Annotated in this window: 22 protein-coding genes; 12 read left to right on the top strand and 10 right to left on the bottom strand. The window is 71.6% G+C overall.

Going from position 1 to position 26,811, the window contains the following annotated elements; genetic code table 11:
- Positions 1–406: 406 nt before the first annotated feature.
- The 5 genes from ACWGJ2_RS32975 to ACWGJ2_RS32955 all read left to right on the top strand — a co-directional run bounded on the left by ACWGJ2_RS32975 (position 407) and on the right by ACWGJ2_RS32955 (position 5,648).
- Entirely contained in the window at positions 407–1,387 is a 981-nt protein-coding gene (locus tag ACWGJ2_RS32975) for a TetR family transcriptional regulator C-terminal domain-containing protein (protein WP_453349983.1), read from the top strand.
- A 46-nt stretch (positions 1,388–1,433) separates the two neighbouring features.
- Positions 1,434–2,324, top strand: coding sequence for a 3-keto-5-aminohexanoate cleavage protein (locus tag ACWGJ2_RS32970; RefSeq protein ID WP_453349982.1), 891 nt, complete (start codon positions 1,434–1,436; stop codon positions 2,322–2,324).
- Positions 2,325–2,396: 72 nt separating this feature from the next.
- Positions 2,397–3,401 carry a 3-hydroxyacyl-CoA dehydrogenase NAD-binding domain-containing protein gene (locus ACWGJ2_RS32965; protein WP_453349981.1) on the top strand — a complete coding sequence of 335 codons (1,005 nt, stop codon included), beginning with the start codon at positions 2,397–2,399 and terminating at the stop codon, positions 3,399–3,401.
- Between the two features lie 83 nt (positions 3,402–3,484).
- A complete protein-coding gene (locus ACWGJ2_RS32960; protein ID WP_453349991.1) occupies positions 3,485–3,946 on the top strand; it encodes a thioesterase family protein in 462 nt (153 codons plus the stop codon).
- A gap of 826 nt (positions 3,947–4,772) precedes the next feature.
- Positions 4,773–5,648: a TauD/TfdA dioxygenase family protein gene (locus ACWGJ2_RS32955; protein ID WP_453349990.1), complete on the top strand. Its 876-nt coding sequence runs from the start codon at positions 4,773–4,775 to the stop codon at positions 5,646–5,648.
- 91 nt (positions 5,649–5,739) lie between these two features.
- Here the strand turns inward: ACWGJ2_RS32955 and ACWGJ2_RS32950 are convergent, their stop codons facing one another.
- Positions 5,740–7,491 carry an AMP-dependent synthetase/ligase gene (locus ACWGJ2_RS32950; protein WP_453349980.1) on the bottom strand — a complete coding sequence of 584 codons (1,752 nt, stop codon included), beginning with the start codon at positions 7,489–7,491 and terminating at the stop codon, positions 5,740–5,742.
- A 245-nt stretch (positions 7,492–7,736) separates the two neighbouring features.
- Between ACWGJ2_RS32950 and ACWGJ2_RS32945 the strand changes: the two genes are divergently transcribed.
- Together ACWGJ2_RS32945 and ACWGJ2_RS32940 are read left to right on the top strand one after the other, a co-directional pair.
- Positions 7,737–8,846, top strand: coding sequence for an AraC family transcriptional regulator (locus ACWGJ2_RS32945; RefSeq protein WP_453349979.1), 1,110 nt, complete (start codon positions 7,737–7,739; stop codon positions 8,844–8,846).
- Between the two features lie 105 nt (positions 8,847–8,951).
- Positions 8,952–10,202: a lipase family protein gene (locus tag ACWGJ2_RS32940; protein ID WP_453349978.1), complete on the top strand. Its 1,251-nt coding sequence runs from the start codon at positions 8,952–8,954 to the stop codon at positions 10,200–10,202.
- A 653-nt stretch (positions 10,203–10,855) separates the two neighbouring features.
- Here the strand turns inward: ACWGJ2_RS32940 and ACWGJ2_RS32935 are convergent.
- Together ACWGJ2_RS32935 and ACWGJ2_RS32930 are read right to left on the bottom strand one after the other, a co-directional pair.
- Complete coding sequence (locus tag ACWGJ2_RS32935; RefSeq protein WP_453349989.1) at positions 10,856–12,691, bottom strand: AMP-dependent synthetase/ligase; 1,836 nt, start codon at positions 12,689–12,691, stop codon at positions 10,856–10,858.
- Between the two features lie 375 nt (positions 12,692–13,066).
- Entirely contained in the window at positions 13,067–14,368 is a 1,302-nt protein-coding gene (locus ACWGJ2_RS32930; RefSeq protein WP_453349977.1) for an acetyl-CoA C-acetyltransferase, read from the bottom strand.
- A 71-nt stretch (positions 14,369–14,439) separates the two neighbouring features.
- On the opposite strand from ACWGJ2_RS32930, the gene ACWGJ2_RS32925 reads away from it, so the two are divergent.
- A complete protein-coding gene (locus tag ACWGJ2_RS32925; protein WP_453349976.1) occupies positions 14,440–15,783 on the top strand; it encodes a 3-oxoacyl-ACP reductase in 1,344 nt (447 codons plus the stop codon).
- Between the two features lie 197 nt (positions 15,784–15,980).
- Positions 15,981–16,925 carry a MaoC/PaaZ C-terminal domain-containing protein gene (locus ACWGJ2_RS32920; protein ID WP_453349975.1) on the top strand — a complete coding sequence of 315 codons (945 nt, stop codon included), beginning with the start codon at positions 15,981–15,983 and terminating at the stop codon, positions 16,923–16,925.
- Here ACWGJ2_RS32920 and ACWGJ2_RS32915 read toward each other — a convergent pair.
- The 7 genes from ACWGJ2_RS32915 to ACWGJ2_RS32885 all read right to left on the bottom strand — a co-directional run bounded on the left by ACWGJ2_RS32915 (position 16,849) and on the right by ACWGJ2_RS32885 (position 23,020).
- Positions 16,849–17,544 (bottom strand): TetR/AcrR family transcriptional regulator, encoded by a 696-nt coding sequence (locus ACWGJ2_RS32915; protein WP_453349974.1) that lies wholly within the window; start codon positions 17,542–17,544, stop codon positions 16,849–16,851. The genes ACWGJ2_RS32920 and ACWGJ2_RS32915 overlap by 77 nt on opposite strands.
- A 137-nt stretch (positions 17,545–17,681) precedes the next feature.
- Positions 17,682–19,046, bottom strand: a complete 1,365-nt coding sequence (locus tag ACWGJ2_RS32910; protein ID WP_453349973.1) for a dicarboxylate/amino acid:cation symporter — start codon at positions 19,044–19,046, stop codon at positions 17,682–17,684.
- Between the two features lie 348 nt (positions 19,047–19,394).
- Entirely contained in the window at positions 19,395–19,688 is a 294-nt protein-coding gene (locus tag ACWGJ2_RS32905) for a DUF4229 domain-containing protein (RefSeq protein WP_453349972.1), read from the bottom strand.
- A 136-nt stretch (positions 19,689–19,824) separates the two neighbouring features.
- On the bottom strand, positions 19,825–20,349 hold the full coding sequence (locus ACWGJ2_RS32900) for an N-acetyltransferase family protein (RefSeq protein ID WP_453349971.1): 525 nt from the start codon (positions 20,347–20,349) through the stop codon (positions 19,825–19,827).
- 104 nt (positions 20,350–20,453) lie between these two features.
- A complete protein-coding gene (locus tag ACWGJ2_RS32895) occupies positions 20,454–21,119 on the bottom strand; it encodes a class I SAM-dependent methyltransferase (protein ID WP_453349970.1) in 666 nt (221 codons plus the stop codon).
- A gap of 135 nt (positions 21,120–21,254) precedes the next feature.
- A complete protein-coding gene (gene mqnE / locus ACWGJ2_RS32890; RefSeq protein WP_453349969.1) occupies positions 21,255–22,421 on the bottom strand; it encodes an aminofutalosine synthase MqnE in 1,167 nt (388 codons plus the stop codon).
- A gap of 143 nt (positions 22,422–22,564) precedes the next feature.
- Complete coding sequence (locus ACWGJ2_RS32885) at positions 22,565–23,020, bottom strand: Lrp/AsnC family transcriptional regulator (protein WP_453349968.1); 456 nt, start codon at positions 23,018–23,020, stop codon at positions 22,565–22,567.
- A gap of 140 nt (positions 23,021–23,160) precedes the next feature.
- On the opposite strand from ACWGJ2_RS32885, the gene ACWGJ2_RS32880 reads away from it, so the two are divergent.
- From ACWGJ2_RS32880 to ACWGJ2_RS32870, 3 genes are all read left to right on the top strand, one after another.
- Complete coding sequence (locus tag ACWGJ2_RS32880) at positions 23,161–23,844, top strand: UbiX family flavin prenyltransferase (RefSeq protein ID WP_453349967.1); 684 nt, start codon at positions 23,161–23,163, stop codon at positions 23,842–23,844.
- A 1,070-nt stretch (positions 23,845–24,914) separates the two neighbouring features.
- Entirely contained in the window at positions 24,915–26,123 is a 1,209-nt protein-coding gene (locus ACWGJ2_RS32875) for a hypothetical protein (RefSeq protein WP_453349966.1), read from the top strand.
- Between the two features lie 54 nt (positions 26,124–26,177).
- Positions 26,178–26,801, top strand: coding sequence for a rhomboid family intramembrane serine protease (locus tag ACWGJ2_RS32870; protein WP_453349965.1), 624 nt, complete (start codon positions 26,178–26,180; stop codon positions 26,799–26,801).
- Positions 26,802–26,811 lie beyond the last annotated feature (10 nt).

The raw sequence follows: 26,811 nt of genomic DNA, 5'->3' as shown, positions 1-26,811 counted from the left end.
GTTGCGGAACCGGTCGGCCCGCCTTTTGACGGGGACCGGGCCGAGCGGTACGGGCTGGTGAGGGGCCTGGCCGTGTACGACGGGGGGCGTTCACGGCCAGGCAACAGGGGTTCCAGCGCGCGGGCGCTCGGCCCGGCACTCTCTTCTACGCGCTGTGGCGTTCCCCCGTTCACCTCGTCAGCGACGAGGTATGTAAGGAGACCTCCGCGAAGGGCCCGGGGTTGTACGGAGGGGCCCACTCCGTCTGTCGGTGTACCGCGGTCGCCTTGATCCTGACTTTCGCATCAGTCAGGATCTCATCACTGGCCGGTTAAACCCTTGAACAACGGGGAAACCGAGCCTCTCGCCAGGACGGTCCGCGGTGGCGGGATTGCGTTTATCTCAACGCGTGCTTACGGTGGCTGCCATGCAGCAACAGCCCGGAAGCCGTGTCGCCGACTCAGGCGGCGATGTGGCCGAGCGTGTGCGGCAGGTGATCGCGAAGGCTGGGTGCAGCCAGCGGGAGTTCGCGCGGCGGATCGTCATGGACCCGTCCAAGCTCTCCCGGTCGCTGGGCGGCAGCCGACGGTTCACCGCCGCCGAGCTGGCCCGTATCGCCGACGCGGGCAGCGTCGACGCGGGCTGGCTGCTCGGCTCCGGGTCCGCGCCCTGCTCCGCGCCCGACTCCGGGTCCGGTGCGGGCGCCTCCCCCGAGCACGCGCCCGTGCCGGACACGCCGAACGCGTCGGACGCACCGGGCACACCCGTGCCGCGCGTACGGCGCACGGCGGCTCCCGGCGGCGGACGCCCGCTCCAGATCGTGCGCGAGACGGTACGGCTGATCGCCGAGCACGGCTTCCACGCCGTGCGCGTCTCGGACATCGCCGAGGCGTGCGAGACCAGCACCGCCGCCATCCACTACCACTTCCCCGGCCGCGCCGAACTCCTCGAAGCCGCCGTGCGCTGGTGCATGGACGAGGACACGGCGCGCCGTGCCGCGCGCATCGCCGAGGCGGGCAGCGCGGCCGACGAGATGCGGCAGCTCATCGAGTTGCAGACCCCGCACACCGCGCAGCAGCGCCGCCAGTGGCTCGTGTGGCTCGATCTGTGGGCCGAGGCGGCACGTTCGACGTCGATCGGGCAGCTTCACGTCGAGTACTACCGGCAGTGGCGCACGACGGTCGCCGACGTGATCCGGCGCGGCGTCGCACAGGGCGTGTTCCGCGACGTCGACCCGGAGTTCAGCGCCCTGCGCCTCACCTCGCTGATCGACGGGCTCGCCGCACAGGTGCTCGCCGCCGCACCGTCGCACGCCGGAGCCCCGGACTCCCCCGACTCCCCCGGCACCAGCCCCGAGGACATGCGCACCGCGCTGCTCGCGTACGTCGAAACCGAACTGTCCGCGTAGACCACCGCTCACCCCTACAGGTCCCGTTCCGTACGGAGGAATCGCCATGCCCATGAACGACTCGGTCATCATCACCGCCGCCCTCACCGGCGCCGGTGACACCGTCGGACGCAGCCCCCACGTCCCCGTGACCCCGGAGCAGATAGCCGCCTCGGCCGTGGACGCGGCGAACGCCGGTGCCGCCGTCGTCCACATCCACGTGCGCGACCCCGAGACGGGCGCGCCCGCGCGGGACCCGAGGCTGTACGCCGAGACCGTCGCGCGCATCAAGGAGACCGGCACCGACGTCGTCATCAACCTCACCGCCGGCATGGGCGGCGACCTCGTGCTCGACCCGGACCAGCCGCTGGAGAAGGGCGCGCTGGACGGCACGGACCTCGTCGGCGGCCTGGACCGGCTCCCGCACGTCGAGGAGCTGCTGCCCGACATCTGCACCCTGGACTGCGGCTCGCTGAACTTCGGCGACCAGCTCTACATCTCCACCACCGAGATGCTCCGCAAGGGCGCCCGTCGCATTCAGGAGCTGGGCGTACGGCCCGAACTGGAGATCTTCGACACCGGGCAGCTCTGGTTCGCCAAGCAGCTCCTCGACGAGGGCCTGCTGGACGACCCGACCGTCTTCCAGCTCTGCTGCGGCATCCCGTGGGGCGCCCCGGCCGACCCCGGTGTGCTCCAGGCGATGGTCAACATGCTGCCGCCCGGCGCGCAGTGGGCCAGCTTCGCGCTGGGCCGGATGCAGATGCCGTGGGTCGCGCAGTCCATCCTGCTCGGCGGCAACGCGCGCGTCGGCCTGGAGGACAACCTGTACCTCAGCAAGGGCGTCAAGGCCACGAACGGCCAGTTGGTGGAGCGTGCCGTGCAGATCACCGAGTCGCTCGGCGCGAAGGTCGCCACGCCGGACGAGGCACGCGAGCGCATGGGCCTCCGCAAGCGCTGACCTCCGCGCACCGCCCCGCACCACACGGAACCGCCCCCGCCCCACCCCCACGCAGTGAGGACCCCCTCCCCCATGAGCACCCCGACCCCCGCCCCCACCGCATCCGCTCCCGTGCCCGTCGCGCCCGAGGACGTGCGCCGTGTCGCCTGTGTCGGCGCTGGCGTCATCGGCGGCGGCTGGGTCGCGCACTTCCTGGCCCGTGGTTACGACGTCACCGCCTGGGACCCCGCGCCCGACGCCGAGGAGAAGCTGCACCGCCTGGTCGAGGCCGCCTGGCCCGCGCTGGAACAGCTCGGCCTCGCCGAGGGTGCCTCGCCCGAGCGGCTGACCGTCACGCCGACGCTCGAAGAGGCCGTCGCCGACGCGCAGTTCGTGCAGGAGAGCGCCCCCGAGAAGCTGGAACTGAAGCGGGACCTGCTGGCCCAGCTCGACGCGGCCACCCCGGCCGGGGTCGTCATCTCCTCCTCGACGTCCGGCTATCCGATGACGGACATGCAGACCGACGCGGCCGACCCGGGACGGCTGCTCGTCGGCCACCCGTTCAACCCGCCGTACCTGATCCCGCTGGTCGAGGTCGTCGGCGGCGAGAAGACGGACCCGGCGGCCGTCACGTGGGCGTCCCGCTTCTTCGAGGTCGCGGGCAAGTCGGTCATCACCATGGACCGCGAACTGCCCGGCTTCATCGCCAACCGCCTCCAGGAGGCCCTGTGGCGCGAGGCCCTGCACATGGTCGCCAACGGCGAGGCCACGGTGAAGGAGATCGACGACTCCATCACCGAGGGCCCCGGACTGCGCTGGGCGTTCATGGGCCCCTGCCTGACGTTCGCCCTCGCGGGCGGCGAGGGCGGCATGGGACATATGCTCGATCACTTCGGCCCGTCGCTGAAGTCGCCGTGGACGCGGCTCGAAGCGCCGGAGCTGGACGCGACGCTGCGTTCGGCGATGGTCGAGGGCTGCGACGAGGCGGCGGACGGGCGCACCATCGCGCAGCTCGTCGCCCAGCGGGACCAGGGCGTCATCGACGTGCTGCGTGCGACCGGCCGACTGCCCCAGCAGGCGAACGGAGACACCAAATGACCGATCTCACCGACAAGACCGAAAACGGCACCAGCACCGCCACGGCGGACGACGAGGGCGTCGGGACGACGGCCTCCGCGACGCTGACCGGCCCGATCCCGCTCTTCCGCACGACCGTGCGCCCCGAGTGGATCGACTACAACGGGCACATGAGCGAGGCGTTCTACGTCCTCGTCTTCGGGCACGCCACCGACGCGATGATGATCGAGACCGGGCTCGGCCCGCGCTACCGCGAGCAGACAGGGCGCTCCCTCTACACCGTCGAGGCGCACGTGCGGTATCTCCGCGAGGTGGCTGAGGGCGCCGAACTCACCCTGCGCACGCGGGTGCTCGGTGCCGGCGCCAAGAAGGTCCGCTTCGCGCACGAGATGTTCGTCGGCGAGCCGGGTGACGGCACGGAGCCGGTGGCCACGACGGAGCTGCTCGGCATCCATGTCGATCAGAACGCGGGCCGCGCCGTGCCGCTGCCCGACGAGGTCCGCGAGCGCTACGCCTCCCTCGTCGAGGATCCCCCTTCCTGGGCGGGCCGCGCGATCGCCCTCTGAAACGCAGGGTCGCCCCTTCACCGGTTGCACCCCTTCACGGGGTGCAACCGGTGAAGGCCACACGGGGCGCTCGGCCGTCGGCTCTCCGTGGCAGCGCTGGGCCCGTCCGGTACGGCACCGGTCCACAGCTGGGGACAACCGAAGTGGTCACCGGCCGTTAGTTGGCCACCGGGTGGGAGGGGACGTGGTGGGGTGTCCCCGCAAGTGGTGGCGACGAGTATGTACAGGCAGCCGAAAAGCCGACCCGCACTTGTCGCCGCCCGAGGAGACACCCCACCACGGCACCGACCCCCACCACACAGCAACCCCACACGGCCACCGGCACAAGCCAAGAACCACGCGGCGCCAGCCGCGAACGCACCGCAACCACACACCGCGCCGAAGCCACCAACCCGCACCCGAAAAACGCCGCACCCCGTGAAGCGGCGCAAAAACCAGCGCGGGACCCTACGGCACCCACCACACCGGCCAACCGTCCCGCGCAACCACCCCGTGAAGCGGGAACCCCCACATCGTCGGGTTGACGGCCGACACGGCCCGATCCCACAATGACCACATGATCCCGCACACCGCCACCGCCTTCGGACGCCTCAGCGTGCCGTGGCGGCGCGGGTGTGAGCGATCCGGTCGATAGCTGCGGACGCGGAAATTCCCGCGGCGCGTTCCACGTACGGCACAGCCGTACGCGACTCGCGTGCCCACCTTCCCGTAGCCACCACTCCCGTATCGCCGGAGGATCACCATGACCATCGCCACACCCACACCCACACCCGCGTCCGAGACCCCCGCGCCCACCCTGCGTGAGGCCCGCGTGCCCGAGGGCGGCATGTTCGAGGGGCGGCGCGTGCTGCGTCGCGTGCCCGAGGACTGGACCGAGCGCCCCTACGAGCACATCACCGTCGTCCCGCAGGGCCGCGTCATCGGCGCCGAGATCCGCGACGTCGACCTGACCGGACCGCTGGCCCCCGCCGTCTTCGAGGAGCTGAACCGCGCCTTCCTGGAGTGGAAGGTGCTGTTCTTCCGGGGCGCCGACCTCACCCCCGAGCAGCAGGCCGCCTTCGCCAAGCAGTGGGGCCCGCTGGAGACCAACCCGCTGCTGGCGCGCGGTTCCTCCGACGAGGTCGCCCGCTTCGACAAGGGCAGCAGCGCCGTCCCAACGTTCGAGAACGTCTGGCACGTGGACGTCACGTTCCGCGAGCGCCCCGCCATGGGCGCGGTGCTCCAGCTCCGCGAGGTCCCGCCGGTGGGCGGCGACACCATGTGGGCCGACATGGCCGCCGCGTACGACAACCTGCCCGACGAGGTGAAGGCGCGAATCGACGGCGCGACCGCCGTGCACGACTTCATCCCCGGCTTCCGGCGCTTCTACGGCGACGAGAAGCTGATACCGCTCCAGGACGAGTTCCCGCCCGTCGAGCACCCCGTCGTGCGCACCCACCCGGAGACGGGCCGCAAGCTGCTCTTCGTCAACACGTCCTTCACCACGCACATCGTGGGCATGGACCGTGAGGAGAGCGACCGGCTGCTGGCGTATCTGGTGCGGCAGGCGCACACGCCGGAGTTCCAGGTCAGGTTCTCCTGGCGGCAGGGCGACATCGCGTTCTGGGACAACCGTGCCACGCAGCACTACGCCGTCGACGACTACTTCCCGCACCGCCGCCTCGCCGAGCGCGTCGCCATCGCGGGCGACCGCCCCTTCTGAGCCCCGCGCGCACAGAGCGCACAGAGCGCACCGCGCGCCGACGCCCCGTGGGACACGGTTTCCGTGCCTCACGGGGCGTCCCGTTTCCGGTCTACGGCGCCGTCTCGCCGACGGTCCGCCCTGCCGCGTAAAGCTCCTCGATCCGCGCCGCGTAACGGTCCACCACCCGCGCCCTGCGCACCTTCAGCGTGGGCGTCAGGCTGCCTTCCTCGATGCTGAAGTCCTCGTCCAGGACGGCGAAGGAGCGGATGCGGGCCGGGCGCGCGACCTGCGCGTTCGCGTGCTCGACCGCCTCCTCCACGCGGGCCCGCACCTCGGCGGGTTCCATGCCCTCCGTCGTCTCCGGGTCGACGGTGATGAGCGCGACGGGGTACGGGCGCTTGTCGCCGATCATCACGGCGCGGGAGACGAAGCGGGACTGCTGGATGGCCAGCTCGACCTGTGAGGGTGTGAGGTTCTTGCCCGCCGAGGTGATGATCAGCTCCTTCTTGCGCCCCGTGATGCGCAGATAGCCGTCCTCGTCGAGTTCGCCGAGGTCACCGGTGTGCAGCCAGCCGTCGGCGTCCAGGGTCTCGGCCGTGGCCGCCTCGTTCGCGTGGTAGCCGGGGAAGACCATGGGCCCCCGCGCCAGCACCTCGCCGTCCTCGGCGATGCGGACCTCGCAGCCCGGTATCGGCCTGCCGACGGTGCCGTAGCGGACCGCGTCCTTGTGGTTGAGGGAGATGACGCCGCCCGACTCGGTCATCCCGTACCCCTCGAAGACGCCGATGCCGCAGGCGCGCAGGAAGTCCAGCACGTGCGGCGCGATGGGCGCCGCGCCCGTCAGCGCCCAGCGCAGGCGGCCCCCGAGCACGCCGCGTACGAGCGAGAAGAGCTGCGCGTCGGCCGCCTCGTACCGCTCCAGCAGTTCGCCGGTCGGCTCCTCGCCGCGCGCCCGCAGATCGGCGACCTCGACGCCCGTGCGCACGGCGGCCTCGAACCGCTCCTTGCCGTCCGGGCCCCGCGCCTCGGCGAGGGACTCCACCATGGAGTAGATCTTCTCGAAGAGCCGTGGCACGGACGGCAGATGGGTGGGCTGGACCTCGGCCAGTTCGCTGACGACGTTCTCGATCTTCCCGCCGAAGTACGCGATCTCGCTGCCCACGAGGACCGCGCGCCACTCGATGAGCTGGGCGAGGAGGTGGGCGAGCGGGAGGTAGAGGTAGGTGAGGGTGCCGGGGCCGCTTTCGGTGAGCTGATCGGTGCTGTCGTGCAGCGCGGTGATGTTGCCGTGCGTGAGCTTGCAGCCCTTGGGCATGCCGGTGGTGCCCGAGGTGTAGACGATGGAGCAGACGTCGTCGGGGCCGACGCTCTCGGCGCGCTTGAGCAGCTCCTCCTGGGAGCAGGGCTTGGGCAGTTCCGCCATCGCGGACATCAGGACGACGTGGCGCAGCGCGGGCAGCCCGCCCTCGCTGTCACCCGCCGCGTCCCGGAGCCGGGCGACCTTCGCCGCCTGCACCTCGTTCTCGCAGATGACGACGGAGGTGCCCGAGTCGCCCAGCACCCAGGTGACCTCCTCGTCCCCGGCCGTCGGGTAGACGGGCACGACGACCGCGCCGGTGGCGAAGGCCGCGAGGTGCACGTACGTCCACTCGGGGCGGGTCTCGGAGAGGATGGCGACGCGGTCGCCGTGTGCCACGCCCAGTCCTCCGATGAGGCCGCGTGCCACCTGGCGTACGTGTTCGCGCAGTTCGGTGAAGGTGACCGAGGTCCACGCGCGCTCCCCGTCGGCGTCGGCGTCGCTTCGGGAGCGGTAGCGGAGCGCGGGCAGCGAGCCGTGGTGTTCACCGGCCCACTCCGCCATGAGCGCCAGTGTGGCGGGACGGGTCGGACGCCCGGTCCCAGGGGCGGACGGGGCTGACAGGGTGGACGGGGCGGACGGGGCTGACGGGGCGGGCTGCTCGGACCGATCGGACCGTTCGGACATGCGGCGCCTCCTCGGGTCGTGCGGCGACGCTAGACGACGTTAGGCAGCCCGTCTTCGTACCGGGATGACAGGAAGCGTCAGCGGGACTGACCTCTCCGCTCAACGCGGTTACCGTGCGCCGTGTGAGCAGTCACAGTGTGCACAGCGCGCACAACGGGACAACGATCACCGTGCACCGCGTCCGTGCCGCCCTGCGCGGCGCCGAGCGGCTCGCCCTCGACACCGCGCCCCTGCTCCAGCGCGCCGGTATCTCCCCGCTGCTACTGCACGACGACGGCGCACGGGTGACGGCGGCCCAGTTCGCGCGGCTGGTGCGGGTGCTGTACACGGCCACCGGGGACGAGTTCCTGGGCCTCGCCCCGCGCCCCAGCAGGCTCGGCACCTTCGCGATGATGTGCTACGCGTCCATCGGCTGCGCCGATCTGGGCGGCGCGCTGCGCCGGGGCGTGCGCTTCTACGGGCTCTTCCCGCAGGGCCCCGACCTGGACGTGGAGACCGTGGACGGCACCGTGCGCTACACGGTCCGCAACCACTTCCCCGACGACCCCGACCACTTCCTCTCCGAGTGCCTCGTCGTCATCTGGCACCGGCTCTCCAGTTGGTTCGTCGGCCGCCGCATACCGCTGCTGTGGACGGAGTTCGCCTACGCGCCGCCCGCGCACCACGCGGAGTACGAGGCGATGTTCGGCTGCCTGCCCCGCTTCGGCGCCCCCGTGACGCGTGCCGCGATCGACGCGCGGTGGCTGCGGGCGCCCGTCGTGCAGGACGAGGCGTCGCTGGAGACGCTGCTGCGCCGCTCGCCCACCGACCTCCTCAGCCGCCGCACCTGGGACACGACGGTGGCCGAGCAGGTGCGGCACGCGCTGGTACGGGCGCTGCGCGAGGGCGTGCGGCTGCCGGAACTGGGCGCGGTCGCGGCACGGCTCGCCGTCAGCCCGGCCACCCTGCGGCGCCGGCTGCGCGCCGAGGGCACGTCGTTCCAGTCGCTGAAGGACGCGGTACGGCGCGACACCGCGCTGGCCTCCCTCGCCTCGGGGCACGAGCCGATCGCCCAACTCGCCCTGCGGCTCGGCTTCTCGGAGGACACGGCGTTCCACCGCGCCTTCCGCCGCTGGACGGGCACGACGCCGGGCGCGTTCCGCCATGAGGGGCCCGCGACGGCGGCGTTCGGGTGGGAAACGGACGGTACGGGGGGACTGGCCGGAGCGCGCGGGCACGATGCCCGAAATTGAGCGGTTCCGTCATACCGGCCTCTACTGACGCGTCAGTACGGTCCGCTCACCGGGACAGCACACCGGGACCAGTCCTTCGCACAGTCCGCACAGGGGGAGAGCCGCATGCAGTCGTCGTTCCACAGCACGTTCCACGTGGCGGGCGCCCGTCCGCGCCCGCGTACCCGTCGGCTGGGCGCGGTCACCGTCGCCGTGGCGCTCTCGGCCCTGACGCTCACGGGCAGCGCCTCGCCGGGCCATGACGGCGCATCCGACACGTCCGACGCACCCGGAGGAACCCACAACCGCCCCGGCCGCCTGGTCAGCGCGGAGCCGACCGCGTTCCGCCTCGCGCCCGGCGTGGACACCCGCACCAGCGCGTGGAAGGTCCACTACCGCTCCACCTCGGCCGACGGCAGACCCAACACCGTCTCGGGCACGGTCGTCGTCCCCGACGACGGCCGCACCGGGACCCGGCCCCTGCTCACGTACGCGGTCGGCACCGTCGGCATGGGCGACCAGTGCGCGCCCTCGGCCACCTTCCCGCAGGGCCGCACGGCGGAGGCGCTGCTCATCAACGGGGCGCTCGCGCGCGGCTGGGCCGTGGCCGTCACCGACTACGAGGGCCTGGGCACCCCCGGCACCCACACCTACACCGTAGGGCGTGCCGAGGGCACCGCCGTCCTCGACGCGGCCCGCGCGGCACAGCGCCTCCCCCAGGCGCGGAAGGCGGGCGTCACGGGGAAGTCGCCCGTCGGCATCATGGGCTACTCGCAGGGCGGCCAGGCCAGCGCCTGGGCGGCCGAACTGCACCGCTCCTACGCACCGGAGCTGCACGTCAAGGGCACCGCCTCGGGCGGCGTGCCCGCCGACCTGGCGAAGGTCGCCGAGTACAACGACGGCGACGCCGACGCGGGCCTCGTCCTCATGTCGGCGATCGGCCACGACGCGGCCTACCCGAGGCTGCGCCTGGACCGGTACCTGAACGCGGAGGGCAAGCGGCTCGCCGCCTACATGAAGGACCACTGCGTCGCCGAGAACACCGCCGCGGGCAAGGGCAGGACGGTGGACGACGTCACCGTCAGCGACCCCATGGACCGACGCGACTGGCAGCGCGCCATAGACCGGAGCCGCCTGGGAACCAGGGCCACCGGCGCACCGGTGTTCCTGTACCACGGGAGCGCCGACGAGGTCATCCCGTACCGCGTGGGCCAGGACCTGCGCGCCGCCTGGTGCGCCCGGGGCGTCCCCGTCGAGTGGCACGCCTACCCCCTCCTCAACCACGTGGCCGCCGCCATCACCGGCTCGGACCCCGCGATGACGTGGCTCGCAGACCGCTTCGCGGGGAAGACGGCGCAGGGCAACTGCGGGGGGTGAGCGCGGGCGTCGCGACGCGGGTTCGCGCGGCGGTGACCAAGGCGATGGTGGTGCCGGCCGCGGTCAGGGGCTCGATGTGACGCCTACCTCCGCCGACCGGAGCGGGTCGGGGCTTGGCCTTGCACCGCTCCTGGTGACTGGTGCGAGGGACTGGAACCTTGCGCTTGATCGGCGGCCATCTGATTAGTCAGCCCAGCATTCCGCGAAACGACCGACTGGTCGGGCTCCGAAGGATAGTTCCGAACATATGCCGCGTGCGCCTCGACTGCGGTGTTGTAGGCGACCTGGGCTCGGGGCTTGGACCGTAGATCAGCTGCCGTCTGTACATTTGCACGCTGAAACTCTTGGACCGCCGTGCGGTAGTAGCCTGCGACCAGCTGAGCTTGCCGCTCGCGTTCACTCACCTCGTTGATCGCCGTCGGCGAGGCCATTTGCTCCTGAAGTTGCCTCTTAACGGCAGTTACACTATCCCGCTCGTAGCGGGCCCCTTCGTAGGAATCCTGAACCTTTTGCAAGGGGGTCTGCCGCGACGCTGAAGGACCATGAGAGGGCATCGATGTCTGCACCTTTCCCTTTCGTTCTGGATTGACAGGCAACAACGGGCCCGCTCCGTGAACGGTTCAACGACCCTGACGAACCGTCACATCGAACCGTCACCCCGGGTACAGGCTCTCGATCTCCCTCGCGAAGTCCCGGATGATCGCCGAGCGCCGCAGCTTCAGCGACGGCGTCAGATGGCCGCGTGTCTCGGTGAAGTCGCCGGGGAGTATGACGAAGCGGCGGATGGACTCGGCGCGTGAGACGAGGGTGTTGGCCTCGTCGACGGCCTGTTGGATGTTGCGGCGCAGGTCCTCGTCCACCGTCAGATCGGCCATGCCCAGGTGCCGTTTCTTGTGCATCTGCTGCCAGTGCGCGAGTCCTTCGGGCTCCAGGGTGATCAGTGCGGTGATGTACGGGCGGTTGTCGCCGATGACCAGGCACTGGCTGACCAGGGGGTGCGCGCGCAGCCAGTCCTCCAGGGGTGCCGGGTAGAGGTTCTTGCCGCCCGAGGTGATGATGAGGTCCTTCTTGCGGCCCGTGATCGTCAGATAGCCGTCCTCGTCCAGCGCGCCGATGTCGCCCGTCGCGAACCAGCCGTCGGCCGTCGTGCCCGGCACCGCCGTCCTGGTGCGCGCGTCCCAGTACCCGGCGAAGAGCTGACCGCCCCGCAGCAGGATCTCGCCGTCGTCCGCGATCCGCACGGCCGCGCCCGGCATCGGCCAGCCGACCGTGCCAAGGCGGGGCCGCTGGGGCGGGGTGGTCGTGGAGGCCGCGGTCGTCTCGGTGAGGCCGTAGCCCTCGAAGACGGACATGCCCGCGCCCTCGTAGAACGCGGCGAGGCGGCGGCCCAGCGGGGAGCCGCCGCAGATGACGTAGCGGCAGCGTCCGCCGAGCGCGGCCCTGATGCGGCGGTAGATGAGCACGTCGTACAGCCCCCGCCCGGCCCGCAGCCAGGATCCTGGCCCCTTGCCGCGCCCGTGCTCCTGCGCCTCGACGGCCTTCCCGTACCGTCGCGCGATCCGCGCGCCCCGGTCGAAGGAGGAGCCGCGGCCCATCTTCTCGGCGGTGGCGCGGGCGGTGTTGTAGATCTTCTCCAGCACGTACGGGATGCCGAGCAGGAACGTGGGCTGGAAGCCCGCGAAGTCGGCGAGCAGGTCCTCGGTCTTGATGCTGGGCGCGTGCGCCATCCGCACCCGCGCGCGCATGCAGCCGACGTGCGCCATCCGCCCGAAGACGTGCGAGAGCGGCAGGTACAGCAGCGTGGAGGGCGGCTCCTCGCTGACGTGCTTGAAGACGGGGTGGAGGAGTTCGATGGCGTTGTCGACCTCGGCGAAGAAGTTGCCGTGGGTCAGCACACAGCCCTTGGGGCGGCCCGTGGTGCCGGATGTGTAGATGATGGTGGCGATATGACGGGGCGTCACCTGCGCGCGGCGCTCGTCGACAGCGGACGGCGGCACGTCGCGGCCCTCGGCCACGATGCGGTTCACGGCCCCGGTGTCCATCTGCCAGAGCAGTTCCAGCGAGGGGAGGTTGCCGCGCTCGGCGCTGAGCAGCCGCGTCTGCTCGACGTTCTCGACGACGCACGCGCGCACGTCCGCGTCCTGGAGGATGAAGCGGGCCTGCGTGGCGGAGGAGGTCGGGTACACCGGCACCGTGATGAGCCCGGCCGCCCAGGCGGCGAAGTCGAAGAGCGTCCACTCGTACGTCGTACGCGCCATGATCGCCAGCCGGTCACCGGCCCGCAGCCCGTGCGCGATCAGGCCCTGCGCCAGGGCCCGCACCTGCGCCTCGAACTCGCGGGCCGTCACGTCCCGCCACCGCCCGTCGGGCTCCTTGCGGCTGAGGACCGGCGCGGTGGGGTCCTCGACGGCGTTGGTGAAGGGGATGTCGCCGAGGGAGCCCGTCGTGACGGCGGGGACGAGCGGCGGTACGGAGACCTCCCGCACCATCCCGTCCTCGGTCACCTTCGAGGGCTCGACCACCGGGGGGAAGTTCGCCTCGGCCCGACGTGGCACCCTGACCCCCGGCGTCCCCCGGACGCTCCGGCCGCCCTGCTCGCCCTGTCCTCCCTGCCCGCCCACGCGCTCCCCGTCGGCTCCCCGGCCCCCCTGATCCCCCTGCGCTACGCGCTCCCCCCGCACTGCACGGTCCCCCTGATCTCCGTGGCCTTCGCGATCTTCACGACCTTCGCGACCTTCGTGGCTTACCTGGTGGTGGGACGACACGAGCGGCTCCTCTCCATGACGTACCTCGGTGCTCGGCTGCGTGCGCTCCGCTCCGGGCTCCCGCACACGTCCTGCCCAGGGCCCGCCGCGACGACGCCGTCAGGCCCTCTCCAGAATCGCGGTCACCCCCTGGCCGCCCGCGGCGCAGATGGAGATCAGCCCGCGTGCGCCCGGCTTCGCGCCCTCGCGTTCGGCGAGCAGCTTGGCGAGCGTCGCGACGATACGGGCGCCCGTCGCGGCGAAGGGGTGCCCGGTGGCGAGCGACGAGCCCGCGACGTTGAGGCGGTCGCGGTCGACGGGGTCCTCGCCCTGCTTCTCCCAGGACGCGAGCGTGGCCAGCACCTGAGAGGCGAACGCCTCGTGGATCTCGAACAGCTCGAAGTCGCTCATCTCCAGGCCGCTGCGCTCCAGCATCCGCGGCACGGTGTGCGCGGGCGCCATCAGCAGCCCGTCCTCGGCCGGTCCGCCGTTCACGAAGTCGACGGCGCCCGTCTCGTAGGCGGACAGATAGGCGAGCGGCTTCAGCCCGCGCTCCCTCGCCCACTCCTCGCTCGCGAGCAGCACGGTCGCGGCGCCGTCCGTCAGCGGGGTGGAGTTGCCCGCCGTCATCGTCGCGTCCGCAGGCCGGTCCTTGCCGAAGACGGGCTTCAGCTCGCCGAGCTTCGCCACCGACGTGCCGGGGCGCAGATTCTGGTCCCTGGCCAGCCCGTTGAAGGGGATCACCAGATCGTGCAGGAAGCCGCTGTCGTAGGCGGTGGCGAGGTTGCGGTGGCTGGCGGCGGCCAGCTCGTCCTGCTCCTGGCGCGTGATGCCCCACTCCCTGGCGGTGCGCGCGGCGTGCTCGCCCATGGACAGGCCGGTGCGGGGTTCGGCGTTGCGCGGGATGTCGGGCACGAGGTGGCGCGGGCGCATCCGGGCGATCTCGCGGGCGCGCTCCTTGAACGTCTTCGCCCTGCGCGCCGCCAGCAGCACGCGCCGCAGCTCGTCGTTGAGGCCGAGCGGCGCGTCGCTCGCGGTGTCGGCGCCGCCCGCGACGCCGGACTCGATCTGACCGAGGGCGATCTTGTTGGCGACGGCGATCACGGCCTGGAGCCCGGTGCCGCACGCCTGCTGGATGTCGTAGGCGGGGGTGCGCGCGTCGAGCCGTGAGCCGAGCACGGTCTCGCGGGCCAGGTTGAAGTCGCGGCTGTGCTTGAGCACGGCGCCCGCGACGAACTCGCCGACGGCCCGCTCGCCCTGGAGGTCGTAGCGCTCGACGAGCCCGTCGAGCGCGGCGGTGAGCATGTCCTGGTTCGAGCAGGTCGCGTAGGGGCCGTCAGCGCGCGCGAAGGGGATGCGGCTGCCGCCGACGACGGCTACACGGCGCGGGACCTTGGGACTTACCAGGCTGGTGGAACTCATCCTCGCCAGACTCCTGACCTGAAAGTAACCTTACTCGGAAGTAAATTTACGCGAGCCTGAGGAGTTGGGAAATGGCCGACCGTTACCTTCGCTGGACCAACACAGGGCCCGGCCGGTTCCTCTCCCGCCGACTCGGCCTCCCCCAGCCCACACCGCTCCACCGGTGGTCGGCGGAGAGGCCCGTGCTGGAGGGGGGCCCACTGCTGCACCTGACGGCCGCGCACTCGGCGTGCGGGACGGAGGAGCTGGCAACGGCGCTCGGCGGCAGCGGACTTGAGGTCCGCCGCGAAGCCGATCCCAAGACGCGCTGTGCCGCCGTCGTGCTCGACGCTACGGGGGTGCGCGCGGTTGCGGAACTCCGGGGGGTGTACGAGGGGCTGCACCCTGTCATGCGATCGCTCGCCACCTGCGCCCGCATCATCGTGCTCGGCGCCGTACCGGACCCGCAGGACCACCACCAGGCGGCGGCGCAGCAGGCGCTGGAGGGCTTCGTCCGCTCGCTCGGCAAGGAGACGGGCGGGGGCCGCACGGCGCAGCTCGTCCGGCTCGCGCCCGGCGCCACCGCGCGCTCCGCCGAGTCGACGCTGCGCTTCCTGCTCTCGCCCAAGTCGGCGTACGTCAGCGGCCAGGTCATCGAGATCCGCGGCGCTGAACCCGTCGAAGGCCCCGACTGGACGCGGCCCCTCGCGGGACGCACCGCGCTGGTGACGGGCTCGGCACGCGGCATCGGCGAGTCCGTCGCCGCGACGCTGGCGCGCGACGGCGCGAAGGTGGTGTGCCTCGACGTGCCGCAGGCCGGGGAGGACCTGGCGCGGGTCGCCGAGCGGCTGAAGGGGCAGGCGCTGCCCCTGGACATCACCGCCGACGACGCGGCCGAGCGGATCGCCGAGGCGCTGGGCGGTGAACCGCTCGACGTCCTCGTCCACAACGCGGGCATCACGCGCGACCGCAAGCTCGCCAACATGGGCGCGGACCGCTGGGACTCCGTCCTGGAGGTCAACCTCGACAGCGTGCTGCGCACCACCGACCGCCTCCTGAAGGCGGGCGCGCTGCGCGAGGGCACGGGGCGCGTGGTGGCGACGGCCTCCATCGCGGGCATCGCGGGCAACGTCGGCCAGACCAACTACGCGGCCAGCAAGGCGGGCATCGTCGGCCTTGTGCGGGCGCTGGCGCCGCGCGCTGCGGAGGAGTACGGGGTGACGGTGAACGCCGTCGCGCCCGGCTTCATCGAGACCAAGATGACGGCCGCCGTCCCGCTCTTCATCCGCGAGGCGGGCCGCCGCATGAACAGCCACTCCCAGGGCGGCCTCCCCATCGATGTCGCGGAGACCACGGCCTGGTTCGCGAGCCCCTTCTCGGGAGGCGTCAACGGCCAGGTGGTCCGCGTCTGCGGCCAGAGCCTCCTGGGCGCGTAGCGCGGAGCGCCCGGTGGAACGGGCGGACTCGGCGCCACGGCTGAGGCCCGTGGTCCCGCGCCCCGGCGCGGGGGCGAGCCTCGCGGGGCTCGCGCCTTCGCGGGACGGCGCGGGCCCGGACAAGGCGCACGCACAGGCACAGGCACGCACACGCACGGCGAACGGTCAGGACGACTTTTCACGTCAGGGATGAGGACATGATCACGACGCAGACTCGGACACAGCGGCTCAGCACCGCACCACGGCTGGGCCCACTGCTCGCGCGGGGCGCGGTCGTGTCGGTGGGCAAGCGCGGCCCGTACGACGGCGCCCGGCTCCCCGCCACACGCCTCGTGCTGCGCGAGGCCCCCGTCGACGCGGACGCACTGCGCGCGTACGCGCACGTGTGCCGCTTCGAGGCGGGCGGCACGCTGCCGCCCACCTACCCGCACATTCTCGGGTTCCCGCTCGCCATGCGGCTGATGGCCGACCGGGACTTCCCGTTCCCGCTGCTCGGGCTCGTCCACATGGACATCGAGCTGACCCAGTACAAGGCGCTCCCCGCCACCGCGCGCCCCGAGATCTCCGTACAGGCCGAGGGTCTCGAGCCGCACCGGAAGGGCAGCAGGTTCGGGATGGTCACCGAGGCACGTCTCGACGGGGAGACCGTGTGGCACTCGCGCAGCACGTACCTGTGCAGGCACCGCACCGGGGCGCGGCCCCCGGAGACGTCCAGCCGCGACGGGGCCGCACGCACCGCCGACGAACCGCTGCCCGTACGGGACACCTGGGAGCTGCCCGGCGACCTCGGCCGCCGCTACGCCGCCGCGTCCGGCGACCGCAACCCCATCCACCTGCACCCGCTCACCGCGAAGCTCTTCGGCTTCCCCCGGCACATCGCACACGGCATGTGGACGTTCGCGCGCTGCCTGGCCGAGGCGTTCCCCGAGCACGACGGCGGGGACGGGCGGCTGGGCGCGCGGGCCGAGTTCAAGGCACCGGTGCACCTGCCCACGGCCGTCGCCTACGGGGAGCGCGACGGCGCCTTCGAGCTGCGCGGCACCGGGGAGCGCGCCCGGCTCCACCTCACCGGGCGCGTGGGCCGGGAGTCCAGCGGGACCCCTTCATCAGGTTCTCCAGACCGGCCCAGCAGAAGTTCATGAGCGTGGCCGCGGTCTCCTTCGCCGTGGGGGCGTCGTCCGTACGGGCGTTGGCCCACTCGGCGAGGGACTCCGCGGCGCCCACGAGCGCGTGCGCGAGCCCGGAGACCTCGCGTTCGGCGAGGTCGCCGTCGCAGCCCGCGTCCTGCGCCGCCTGGCCCAGCAGCGAGCGCACCAGTTCCGTGATCTCCACGCGCATCGCGGCCACTTCGCTGGCGAAGGGCTCGCCCTGGGTACGGGCCCTGTGCAGCACCGTCCAGCCGTCGGGGCAGGCGGCGGTGTGCGCGAAGAAGGCGCACAGGCCGTCCCACAGCTGCTGGTCGGCGCTGGTGCCCCGCTCGCGCGTCCCGGCCCGCACGGCTTCGACGAGCGCCGCGCGCTCACGCCGTATGCAGGCCGTGAACAGCTCTTCCTTCGACTTCAGATAGAGGTAGACCAGCGGCTTGGAGACCCCCGCCGCCTCGGCGATGTCGTCCATGGACGCCGCCTGGTAGCCGTGCCGCGCGAACCCGGTGACGGCCGCGTCGAGCATCTGCTGCTCCCGCACCGCGCGCGGCATTCGCTTGTGCCCGCCCCTGCTCTTGGCCCCCGCTGTCCCCACTGCTGTGCCCCTCCGCCCCATGTCCTGCTCCCCGCTCAGGTTACGCGCCCTCGGCCGTACGCCCGTCGACAGCGAGCCACGGCGGGACGCCCGTACACACCGGTCCCCCGGCCTCCGAGGAGAGCCGGGGGACCGAGGCGTGGCCGAGGGGGGGCGGCTCAGCTCGTGGCCGCAGCGGGCTCGCGCACCGTCTTCTCACGGGGCCCGGAGTCCGAGTCCAGCTCGTCGAGGCTGAAGCTGCGCGCGTTGCGGAACGCGTCCACGTCGAGGATCTTCTCGCGGGCCGAGACGAGGACCGGGATCACGACCTGGCCCGCGACGTTCGTCGCCGTGCGCATCATGTCCAGGATCGGGTCGATGGCCAGCAGCAGCCCGACGCCGGCGAGCGGCAGGCCCAGCGTGGAGAGGGTCAGGGTCAGCATGACCGTGGCCCCCGTCAGGCCCGCCGTCGCGGCGGAACCGATCACGGAGACGAAGACGATCAGGAGGTACTCCTTGATGCCCATGTCGACGTGGAAGAACTCCCCCACGAAGATCGCCGCGATGGCGGGGTAGATCGAGGCGCAGCCGTCCATCTTCGTCGTCGAGCCGAACGGCACGGCGAAGGACGCGTACTCCTTGGGCACGCCGAGCCGCTCGGTGACCTTCTGGGTGAGCGGCATGGTGCCGACCGAGGAGCGCGACACGAACGCGAGCTGGATGGCGGGCCAGGCGCCCTTGAAGAACTGGAGCGGGTTGACCTTGGCGACGGTGGCGAGCAGCAGCGGGTAGACGCCGAAGAGGACGATCGCGCAGCCGACGTAGATGTCGGCGGTGAACGTCGCGTAGCTGCTGATCAGGTTCCAGCCGTAGTCCTTGATCGCGGTGCCGATCAGGCCGATGGTGCCGATCGGGGCGAGCCGGATGATCCACCACAGCGCCTTCTGGAGCAGCGCGAGCACGGACTCGCCGAGGCTGAGCAGCGGGGCGGCCTTCTCGCCGAGCTTGAGCGCGGCGATGCCGACGACGACCGCCATGAAGACGATCTGGAGCACCTTCAGCTCGGTGAAGGGCGTGATGATGTCGGTCGGGATGATCCCGGTCAGGAAGTCCAGCCAGGACCCGGCCTCCTCGGGCTTCGCGGCGTCCTTGGCGGAGATGCCGGTGCCGGAGCCCGGGTTCGTCAGCAGACCGATGACCAGGCCGATCGCGACCGCGATGAGGGAGGTCGCCATGAACCACAGCAGGGTGCGGGTGGCCAGGCGCGCGGCGTTGTGCACGTTGCGCAGGTTCGTGATCGAGATGGTGATCGCGAAGAAGACCAGCGGCGCGACGGCCAGCTTCAGCAACTGCACGAAGGTCTCGCCGACCTTGGTGAGCGTCGTGCCGAGCCAGGCGATGTCCCAGTTGCGGGCGACCCAGCCGAGCAGCACACCCAGCACGAGGCCGAGCAGGATCTGGGCCCAGAAGGGGACCTTGGGAAGGCGCCGGGCGCGTTCGCTGTCGCGTTCGGGCGCGGCGGCTGAGGACGAGGACGTGGACACGGACAGTCTCCGGTGTGTGTGGCTCTGGGGGCGGGGGTGGTGGGGAGGCGGTGCGCCGGAGAACGTACGGTCCGGCCGCAGCGGCGCGCTCAGCGACAGGTCGCCGACATACAGCGGCAGAGGTCGACGTGCAGCCGCTCCACGAGCACCGTCGCGCCCGTCCAGCGCGCCTGCTCGGAGGTCTGGACCACAGTCATCATGTCGCTCACGCTAACACTCGGTCTTTGCCTTGCCCAAAGGTTTCCTTTGAGCCTCGATACGCCCACGCACAACACCCCACCGGGGGAAGGTCATTCCCGGTGGGGTGTGCGGAAGCTGTGACGAGGATTACGGAGGCGGAAGACGGCGCTAGGCGACGCTGTCCTCTTGGCTCTGGTTCGCGGAGAGCTTGGTCTTCGCGCGGTCCACGCCGGAGACGATCTGCTCGGACATCCGCTGCCGCTGCTTGCGCAGCAGCACGAAGCTCAGCGGCGCCGAGATCACGAGCGCCAGCAGCACCACCCACAGCGGGTTCGACCGCCCCAGCCCCTTCGGCACGACGCCCACGTACGCGAGCACCGCGACGATGACGAGGCAGCCGACAAAGATGCCGAGCCGCATGGCGGTGTAGCGGAGCGTTGCGTGCGACGTGCTGCTGCTCACGGGAACCTTCTTCGGGCTACTCGGGGCTACTCAGGGCGTCTCGGACAGGGTCCGACGATTCCTCTTCCAGTCAAACACAGCCGACATCGCGATCTTCCGGGCCCCTCGCGGGCGGGCCCGGCGCGCCGCCGCCCGCTCAGTGCAGCGGCAGCAGCATCGTGACCTCGTCGCGGTAGTCGTCGTCGGAGACCTTGAGCGCACCGGGCACGCGCCCGACCTCCTTGTAGCCGCAGGAGGCGTAGAACCGCTCCAGACCGAGCCCGCCGCGCAGCGTGAGGTGAACCGCCTCGATGCCGTCCATGCCGCGCGCCGCCTCCTCGGCCGCCGCCATCAGTTCCCGCCCCTCGCCCCTGCCCTGCCGCGAAGGGCTCACCATCACGGTGTACAGCCACAGCCAGTGCTGCTTCAGGCGGTGCGTGTTGAAGGTCATGAAGACGGTCCCGGCGACGGCGCCCTCCTCGTCGTAGGCGGCCAGCAGCCGCGTACGGCCCTGCTCCATGGCGAGCAGATGCTTGAGCAGTTCGGGGCGCACGTCGTCGGCCGTCACCGGGGGGACAAAGCCGACGGCGCCGCCCGCGTTGGTCACGTCGGCCCACAGCGCGCACACGCCGTCGCGCAGCTCGGGCGTGACGGCCGGGTCGAGAACGAAGCGCAGACTCATACCGGGCACTGTAGGAGACGCCTACGACAGTCGTACGAACCGTCCGTACGGCGAACGGCACCGCGAACGGCACCGCGAACAACGGCACCGCGAACGGAGCGGGCTCAGATCCGGTGGGCCGTCGCCAGCCAGGCGGGCACGTCCGTACGGCTGCCGGGTGCGAGCCCCAGCGCCTCGGCGTGCTCGGCGGGCACGCGCCCCCCGTACGTCGTCACGCTGATCCCCTCCAGCCGCCAGCCCGCCGCCTCGGTGAACGCGTCACGCAGCACGCTCTCGGCGATGCGCGGCCCGAAACCCGGCTCCGTGTCGGCGAGGGCGAGGACATGGACCACCGCGCCCGGCCGCGTCACGGCGTGCAGGGAGCGCACGTACGCCGCGCGGTCCTCGGCGCCGAAGACGTGGAACAGGGCGCTGTCGACCACCGTGTCGAAGCGGGCCTCGCCCAGCTCCTCCGCGAGCCGCAGCGCGTCGGCGGCGGCGAACCTCGCTGCCACGCCCTGCCGCTCCGCGTTGGCGCGGGCCTGCTGGATCGCGTGCGGTGCGAAGTCGGCGCCGAGTACGTCGTAGCCGAGCCGGGTCAGCAGGATGGTGTGCTCACCCGTGCCGCAGCCGGGGTCGAGGACGGCGCCCCGGACCGCGCCCGAGCGCTCCAGCTCGACGACGGCGGGCTGCGGCTCACCGATCACCCAGGGCGGTACGCCGGTCTCGTAGGCGCTGTCGAAGGACGCGCGGGGAGGGACGGGGGGCGTGCCGGGCGTGCTGGACGGCATGTGTCTGCTCCTCGGGAAGGGGCCGCGGCACCTCCGTACGGTGCCGCGCGGACACGCTCCAGCATGAAACTTCGAGTGCGCTTCATGTCAATGCGCCACTCTCGGGGCGGGCCCGCGAGGGCCCGCCCTCGCGCCTCACACCCGCATGGGCTGCGGCGACTCGCGGCGGTCCGGGTCGGGACCCGGGTACTCGTTGATGATCTCGTAGCGCGTGTTGCGCTCGACGGGGCGGAAGCCCGCGTCGCGGATGAGGTCGAGCAGATCCTCGCGCGTCAGCTTGTCGGGGGTGCCGAAGTTGTCCGCGTCGTGCGTGATCTTGTACTCGACGACCGAGCCGTCCATGTCGTCCGCGCCGTGCTGGAGCGCGAGCTGGGCCGTCTGCACGCCGTGCATGACCCAGAAGACCTTCACGTGCGGCACGTTGTCGAACAGCAGCCGCGACACCGCGAACGTCTTGAGCGCCTCGGCACCGGACGCCATCGTCGTCCTCGCCTGGAGCTTGTTGCGGATCTTGCCGTCCTTCATGTCCACGAAGTCGTGCTGGTAGCGCAGCGGGATGAAGACCTGGAAGCCGCCCGTCTCGTCCTGCAACTCCCGCAGCCGCAGCACGTGGTCCACCCGGTGCCTGGGCTCCTCGATGTGCCCGTACAGCATCGTGCACGGGGTCTTGAGGCCCTTCTCGTGCGCCAGACGGTGGATGCGCGACCAGTCCTCCCAGTGGGTGTCGTGATCGACGATGTGCTGGCGGACCTCCCAGTCGAAGATCTCCGCGCCGCCGCCGGTCAGCGACTCCAGACCGGACTCGATCAGCACGTCCAGGATCTCGCTCGCGTCCAGACCCGAGATCTTCTCGAAGTGCTGGATCTCGGTCGCGGTGAACGCCTTCAGCGAGACCGTCTCCGGGAGCACCTCCTTCAGCGCGCTGAGCGAGCGCGGGTAGTAGCGCCACGGCAGCGTCGGGTGCAGGCCGTTGACGATGTGCAGCTCGGTGAGCTTGTCGCCCTCCATGGCCTTCGCCAGCCGCACGGCCTCCTCGATGCGCATGGTGTACGCGTCCTTCTCGCCCGGCTTCCGCTGGAACGAGCAGTACGCGCACGAGGCCGTGCACACGTTGGTCATGTTGAGGTGGCGGTTGATGTTGAAGTGAACGACGTCGCCGTTCTTGCGCGTACGCACTTCGTGGGCGAGCCCGCCCAGCCACGCCAGGTCGTCGGACTCGTAGAGGGCGATGCCGTCCTCACGGGTGAGCCGCTCACCGGAACGGACCTTCTCCTCCAGCTCGCGCTTGAGCCCACCGTCCATGCGTCGCCCCTCCTCGGATGTCTGCTTCGGGCCGCTCCCGACTGCTTCGAGCGCCTTGTCGAGCCTACTCCCCCACCTGCGGCGTCCCGGCCGCGGGCGGCGGCGCCCCCACTCCCGGCGTCACGCCTGCTCGGGGCGGGGCGCTACGCCTGCTCGGGCAGCTCGCCGACCCGGTTCTCCCACTTGGTGGAGAGCACGATCGTGGTCCGCGTGCGCGAGACGCCCTTGGTGCCGGAGAGACGGCGGATGATGCTCTCCAGACCGATCACGTCGGTGGCACGCACCTTGAGCATGTACGAGTCGTCGCCCGCGATGAACCAGCAGTCCTCCACCTCGTTCAGCTCCCGCAGCCGCGTCGCCACCTCCTCGTGGTCCGTCGCGTCCGAGAGCTGCACCCCGATCAGCGCGGTGACCCCCAGCCCGAGCGAGGTCGCGTCCACGGTGGCCCGGTAGCCCGTGATCACTCCGGCCGTCTCCAGGCGGTTGATGCGGTCCGTGACGCTGGGCCCCGAGAGGCCGACGAGGCGGCCCAGCTCGGCGTAGGAAGCCCTGCCGTTCTCGCGCAGCGCCTGAATGAGCTGCCTGTCCACCGCGTCCATAACGTCCTGGTGCCTTCCGTTCGTGTTCCGGTGTTCCGTGTCCCTGGGGCTCCCTGCATTCTCCGAGGACGAATTTAAGGCATGCCGTGCCAGGGATTGACGGCCGCGGTCCGCCCCGTACGCCACGTACGCTCGGTGCCGTGACCGATGCGACCGACCGTACGACCGAGCGCCGCCCCTGGATCGTCGGCGTGTCCGGTGCCTCCGGGACGCCGTACGCCGCCGCGGTGCTGCGGGCACTGCTGCACGCGGGAGAGGACGTGGACCTTGTCGTCAGCCGCGCCTCACGGCTGACGATCCTCGACGAGACGGGCCACCCCTTCCGCGACGCGCACGCCGACGAAGACCTCCGCCGCTGGCTCTCCCGCGGCGCGGACGGCACGCCCGACGCGTTCGCTCCCGAAGTCGCCGCGCTGCCTCTGTCCCGCGTACGGCACTGGGCCGCGGGGGACCTCGCGGCCGGGCCGTCCTCCGGCTCTTACCCGGCGAAGGGGATGCTCATCGTGCCCGCCAGCACGGCGTGTGTGGCGGGGGTGGCGCTCGGCCTCTCCAAGGACCTCCTCCAGCGGACCGCTTCCGTCACGCTCAAGGAGCGGCGGACGCTGGTGCTCGCGGTGCGGGAGACTCCGCTGAACGGGCAGACGTTGCGGCACCTCGTGTCGCTCGACGAGGCGGGGGCCGTGGTCATGCCCGCGTCGCCCGCGTTCTACGCCGGCGCGACGGGTATCCAGGACCTCGTCGACTTCGTCGCCGGCCGCGTCCTCGACTCCGCGGGCACCCCCCACAAGCTCTACGAGCGCTGGTCCGGCACGTTGGGGAAATGAAACGGGGGGTTGGCCCTTCACGCTGGTGTGCCCCTTCACGGGGTGCGGGGTGAAGCCCACACGGGGTGCCCGTTTCTCGCAGGGGGCGCCTGCTGTGGGTGCCCCTTGGGGGGTTCGTTCGCGTGTTGCGGGCCGGTGGCACGGGTTGTGCCCACCCGTCCCGCCCGCGGGACGATTGCCCACAACTTTTTGGTGTGCCGTCGCCGGTCGGGTGCGGGTGGTGGCTTCGGCGCGGCGTGTGGTTGCGGTGCGATGCGGCTGGCGCCGCGTGAGTCTGGGTTTCGACCGTGGTTGTGGGCGCGTGGGTGCAGGGTGTCCGGTGCCGCGCCGGGGTGTCTCCTCGGCGTGAAGCTTTCGTCGTCGCCTCTCGGCCGGTGACTTTCTCGACCTGCGGGGACACCCCACCGCGTCCCCGTCCCGCCGGTGGCCCACTGCCACTCCGGGTCGGCCAATCTCCACCCCCCTTCGCGGGGGTGCGCAGCCCCGGGGTGCCCCCTGGGGTTTCGTTGGCGTGCTGCGGGCCGGTGGGTGGGTTGTGCCCACCCGTTCCGCCCTGCGGAACGCCTGCCCACAACAGTGGTGCTGGTGGCCACCGGGTGGGAGGTGGTGTGGCGGGGTGTCCCCGCAGGGCGAGCAAGTCACCGGCCGAAAGCCGAAAGTGAGACCTTTACGCCCGAGGAGACACCCCGGCGCGGCGCCGACCCCCACCACACACGGGCCCCATATCCACGGTCCGAGCCATGAATCACGCGGCGCCAGCCGCGACGCACCGTCACCACACGCCGCGCCGAAGCCACCGGCAGGCAGCCGAACACGAAACCCGGGGGGCGCCCCACTGGCGACGGCGCCAAAACTGTTGTGGGCAATCGTCCCGCTGGCGGGACGGGTGGGCACAACCCGTGCCACCGGCCCGCAGCACGCGAACGAAACCCCAAGAGGGCGCCAGGCAAGGCGCACCCCTGCGAGAAACGGGCACCCCGTGTGGGCTTCACCCCGCACCCCGTGAAGGGGCACACCACGGTGAAGGGGCAACCCTGCGTTTCTTCGGGAACTGGCGTCGGGGAGGGGGCATGCTGTTGCATCGGGGGATGTCCGTCATCCGCTCACGTATGCGACTCGCCGCCGCAGCGACCTGCGTCACCCTCGCCACCACCGCCACCCTCTCCGCCTGCTCGACGACGGAGAAGCTGACGACCGGCCTCAAGGTCAAGTCCGCCTTCGAGAAGCTCGGCGACCAGCCCTCGGCCACGGTCATGGCCTCCGTCGACGGCACGACGAAGGACGCGTACACCTTCCTGGAGAAGGCACGGGGCGGCTCGCCCTCCTTCAAGGAGGCGCGGCTGCTGTCGCGCGCCGAGCTGACCCTCTCGGTGGGTTCGGGCGACACGGAGACCCCGCTCAAGGAGATGAAGACGTCAGACGCCGCCGACATGGCGGCGGCCCTCAATTTCGGGGGCCGGGACGTGTTCGGCGTCAAGTCCGTGCACGACAGGCTCTATCTGCGGGTGGCGCTCCAGACTCTCGTCGCCCAGACGGGAGGCTCGGCCGAGGCGCGCGCGGACGCCGCCGAGACCGTCGCGCTGGCCGACGACCTGCCTCTGTCGCTGCACTCGGCGCGCGACGCGCTGAAGGGCAAGTGGGTCCGGGTCGATCCGGACGCGTTCGACGACTTCGCGCGGGCCGCCGAGACCCTGTCCGAGCGCGCCAAGAACCGCGAGGCCGCCAAGGACGCCAAGAAGGGCAAGGGCGAGGACGCCCGGCGCGGAACCGGTCGGGCCGTGGCCGAGGAGGGCAGGCGGACCAGCCAGGGGGTCAAGGAGGCCACGGCCGTGGGCTCGGGTCTTGACGGGCAGTCGCAGCGGGAGTTCCTGCACGGGATGGAGAAGACGCTCGCCGAGCACGCGTCCTTCAAGGCCGCGGGCGAGCGCGGGGGCGCCGAGATCGTACGGATGACGCTGCCGGGCCGCGCGGCGGCCGACGACCTGTCCGCGGCGCTGAAGCCGCTGGGCGCCCAGGTGGACCCGGACGCGATCCCGGACGGCGACGTGACCGCGGAGCTGGAGCTGCGCCGCGGCCAGCTCACCGGCCTGACCATGGACCTGGGCCAGCTCACGGGCAACGGCGGCAAGGGCGAGGGCGCCGCCCACCTCCCGCTGCGCCTGGAGTTCGGCGGCGGCGCGGCGGTCTTCGTGGACGCGCCGGGCGGCGCGAAGGAGCTGAAGCCGCAGGATCTGCTGGCCGCGATCATGTATGGCGCTCTGGGCAGAACGGGTTCGTGAGTCCATCCTGGAACTCCGGAGGCCGCCGCTGACGTTCTTCCGGGGGGAGGCGCGATGGGGTACGGGAACGAGAAGACCGGTGCGAGCGGCACCGGCGCACGGTCCAATGCCAGATCGGCGGCGAAGCTGGTCCTGTTCTGGGTGGGGCTGCTCTGGGTCTTCGAGGCCATGGACCAGGCGACGGGCAACGCGCTGGACACGTTCGGCGTCGAGCCGCGCCGCTTGGACGAGCTGGTGGACGTGATCCCGGCCGCCTTCATGCACTTCGGCTTCGGCCATCTGATGGCGAACACGGTCCCGCTGCTCGTGCTCGGGTTCCTCGCCGCGCTGCGCGGCACGGGCCGCTTCCTCGCCGTCGCGCTCACGATCATCGTGGTCAGCGGCCTGGGCGTGTGGCTGATAGCCCCCTCGGGGAGCAACACCGCCGGGGCCTCCGGGCTCGTGTTCGGCCTCTTCGGCTATCTGCTGGTCCGCGGCTTCGTGGACCGCCGCATAACGGATGTGGCGCTCGGTGGCGTCGTCGCGCTCTTCTACGGTTCGATCCTGTGGGGCGTGCTGCCCACGAACGAGGGGGTCTCCTGGCAGGGCCACCTCTTCGGGCTGATAGGCGGCGTGCTGGCGGCGTTCATGACCTCCAGCACCCGTGCGGCGGGCGCCGCCAAGCCGAGCTGGCACTGACGGCCCCCTG

This window comes from Streptomyces sp. NPDC054796, assembly GCF_053611545.1.
This window is presented reverse-complemented; position numbering and strand designations above follow the sequence as displayed.

Bases quoted from the DNA above. Each gene is read 5' to 3' on its own strand.
- ACWGJ2_RS32975 (WP_453349983.1), top strand. From the start codon at position 407: ATGCAGCAACAGCCCGGAAGCCGTGTCGCCGACTCAGGCGGCGATGTG.
- ACWGJ2_RS32970 (WP_453349982.1), top strand. From the start codon at position 1,434: ATGCCCATGAACGACTCGGTCATCATCACCGCCGCCCTCACCGGCGCC.
- ACWGJ2_RS32965 (WP_453349981.1), top strand. From the start codon at position 2,397: ATGAGCACCCCGACCCCCGCCCCCACCGCATCCGCTCCCGTGCCCGTC.
- ACWGJ2_RS32955 (WP_453349990.1), top strand. From the start codon at position 4,773: ATGTTCGAGGGGCGGCGCGTGCTGCGTCGCGTGCCCGAGGACTGGACC.
- ACWGJ2_RS32950 (WP_453349980.1), bottom strand. From the start codon at position 7,491: ATGGCGGAGTGGGCCGGTGAACACCACGGCTCGCTGCCCGCGCTCCGC.
- ACWGJ2_RS32940 (WP_453349978.1), top strand. From the start codon at position 8,952: ATGCAGTCGTCGTTCCACAGCACGTTCCACGTGGCGGGCGCCCGTCCG.
- ACWGJ2_RS32935 (WP_453349989.1), bottom strand. From the start codon at position 12,691: ATGGTGCGGGAGGTCTCCGTACCGCCGCTCGTCCCCGCCGTCACGACG.
- ACWGJ2_RS32930 (WP_453349977.1), bottom strand. From the start codon at position 14,368: ATGAGTTCCACCAGCCTGGTAAGTCCCAAGGTCCCGCGCCGTGTAGCC.
- ACWGJ2_RS32925 (WP_453349976.1), top strand. From the start codon at position 14,440: ATGGCCGACCGTTACCTTCGCTGGACCAACACAGGGCCCGGCCGGTTC.
- ACWGJ2_RS32920 (WP_453349975.1), top strand. From the start codon at position 15,981: ATGATCACGACGCAGACTCGGACACAGCGGCTCAGCACCGCACCACGG.
- ACWGJ2_RS32915 (WP_453349974.1), bottom strand. From the start codon at position 17,544: ATGGGGCGGAGGGGCACAGCAGTGGGGACAGCGGGGGCCAAGAGCAGG.
- ACWGJ2_RS32900 (WP_453349971.1), bottom strand. From the start codon at position 20,349: ATGAGTCTGCGCTTCGTTCTCGACCCGGCCGTCACGCCCGAGCTGCGC.
- ACWGJ2_RS32895 (WP_453349970.1), bottom strand. From the start codon at position 21,119: ATGCCGTCCAGCACGCCCGGCACGCCCCCCGTCCCTCCCCGCGCGTCC.
- mqnE (WP_453349969.1), bottom strand. From the start codon at position 22,421: ATGGACGGTGGGCTCAAGCGCGAGCTGGAGGAGAAGGTCCGTTCCGGT.
- ACWGJ2_RS32885 (WP_453349968.1), bottom strand. From the start codon at position 23,020: ATGGACGCGGTGGACAGGCAGCTCATTCAGGCGCTGCGCGAGAACGGC.
- ACWGJ2_RS32875 (WP_453349966.1), top strand. From the start codon at position 24,915: ATGCTGTTGCATCGGGGGATGTCCGTCATCCGCTCACGTATGCGACTC.
- ACWGJ2_RS32870 (WP_453349965.1), top strand. From the start codon at position 26,178: ATGGGGTACGGGAACGAGAAGACCGGTGCGAGCGGCACCGGCGCACGG.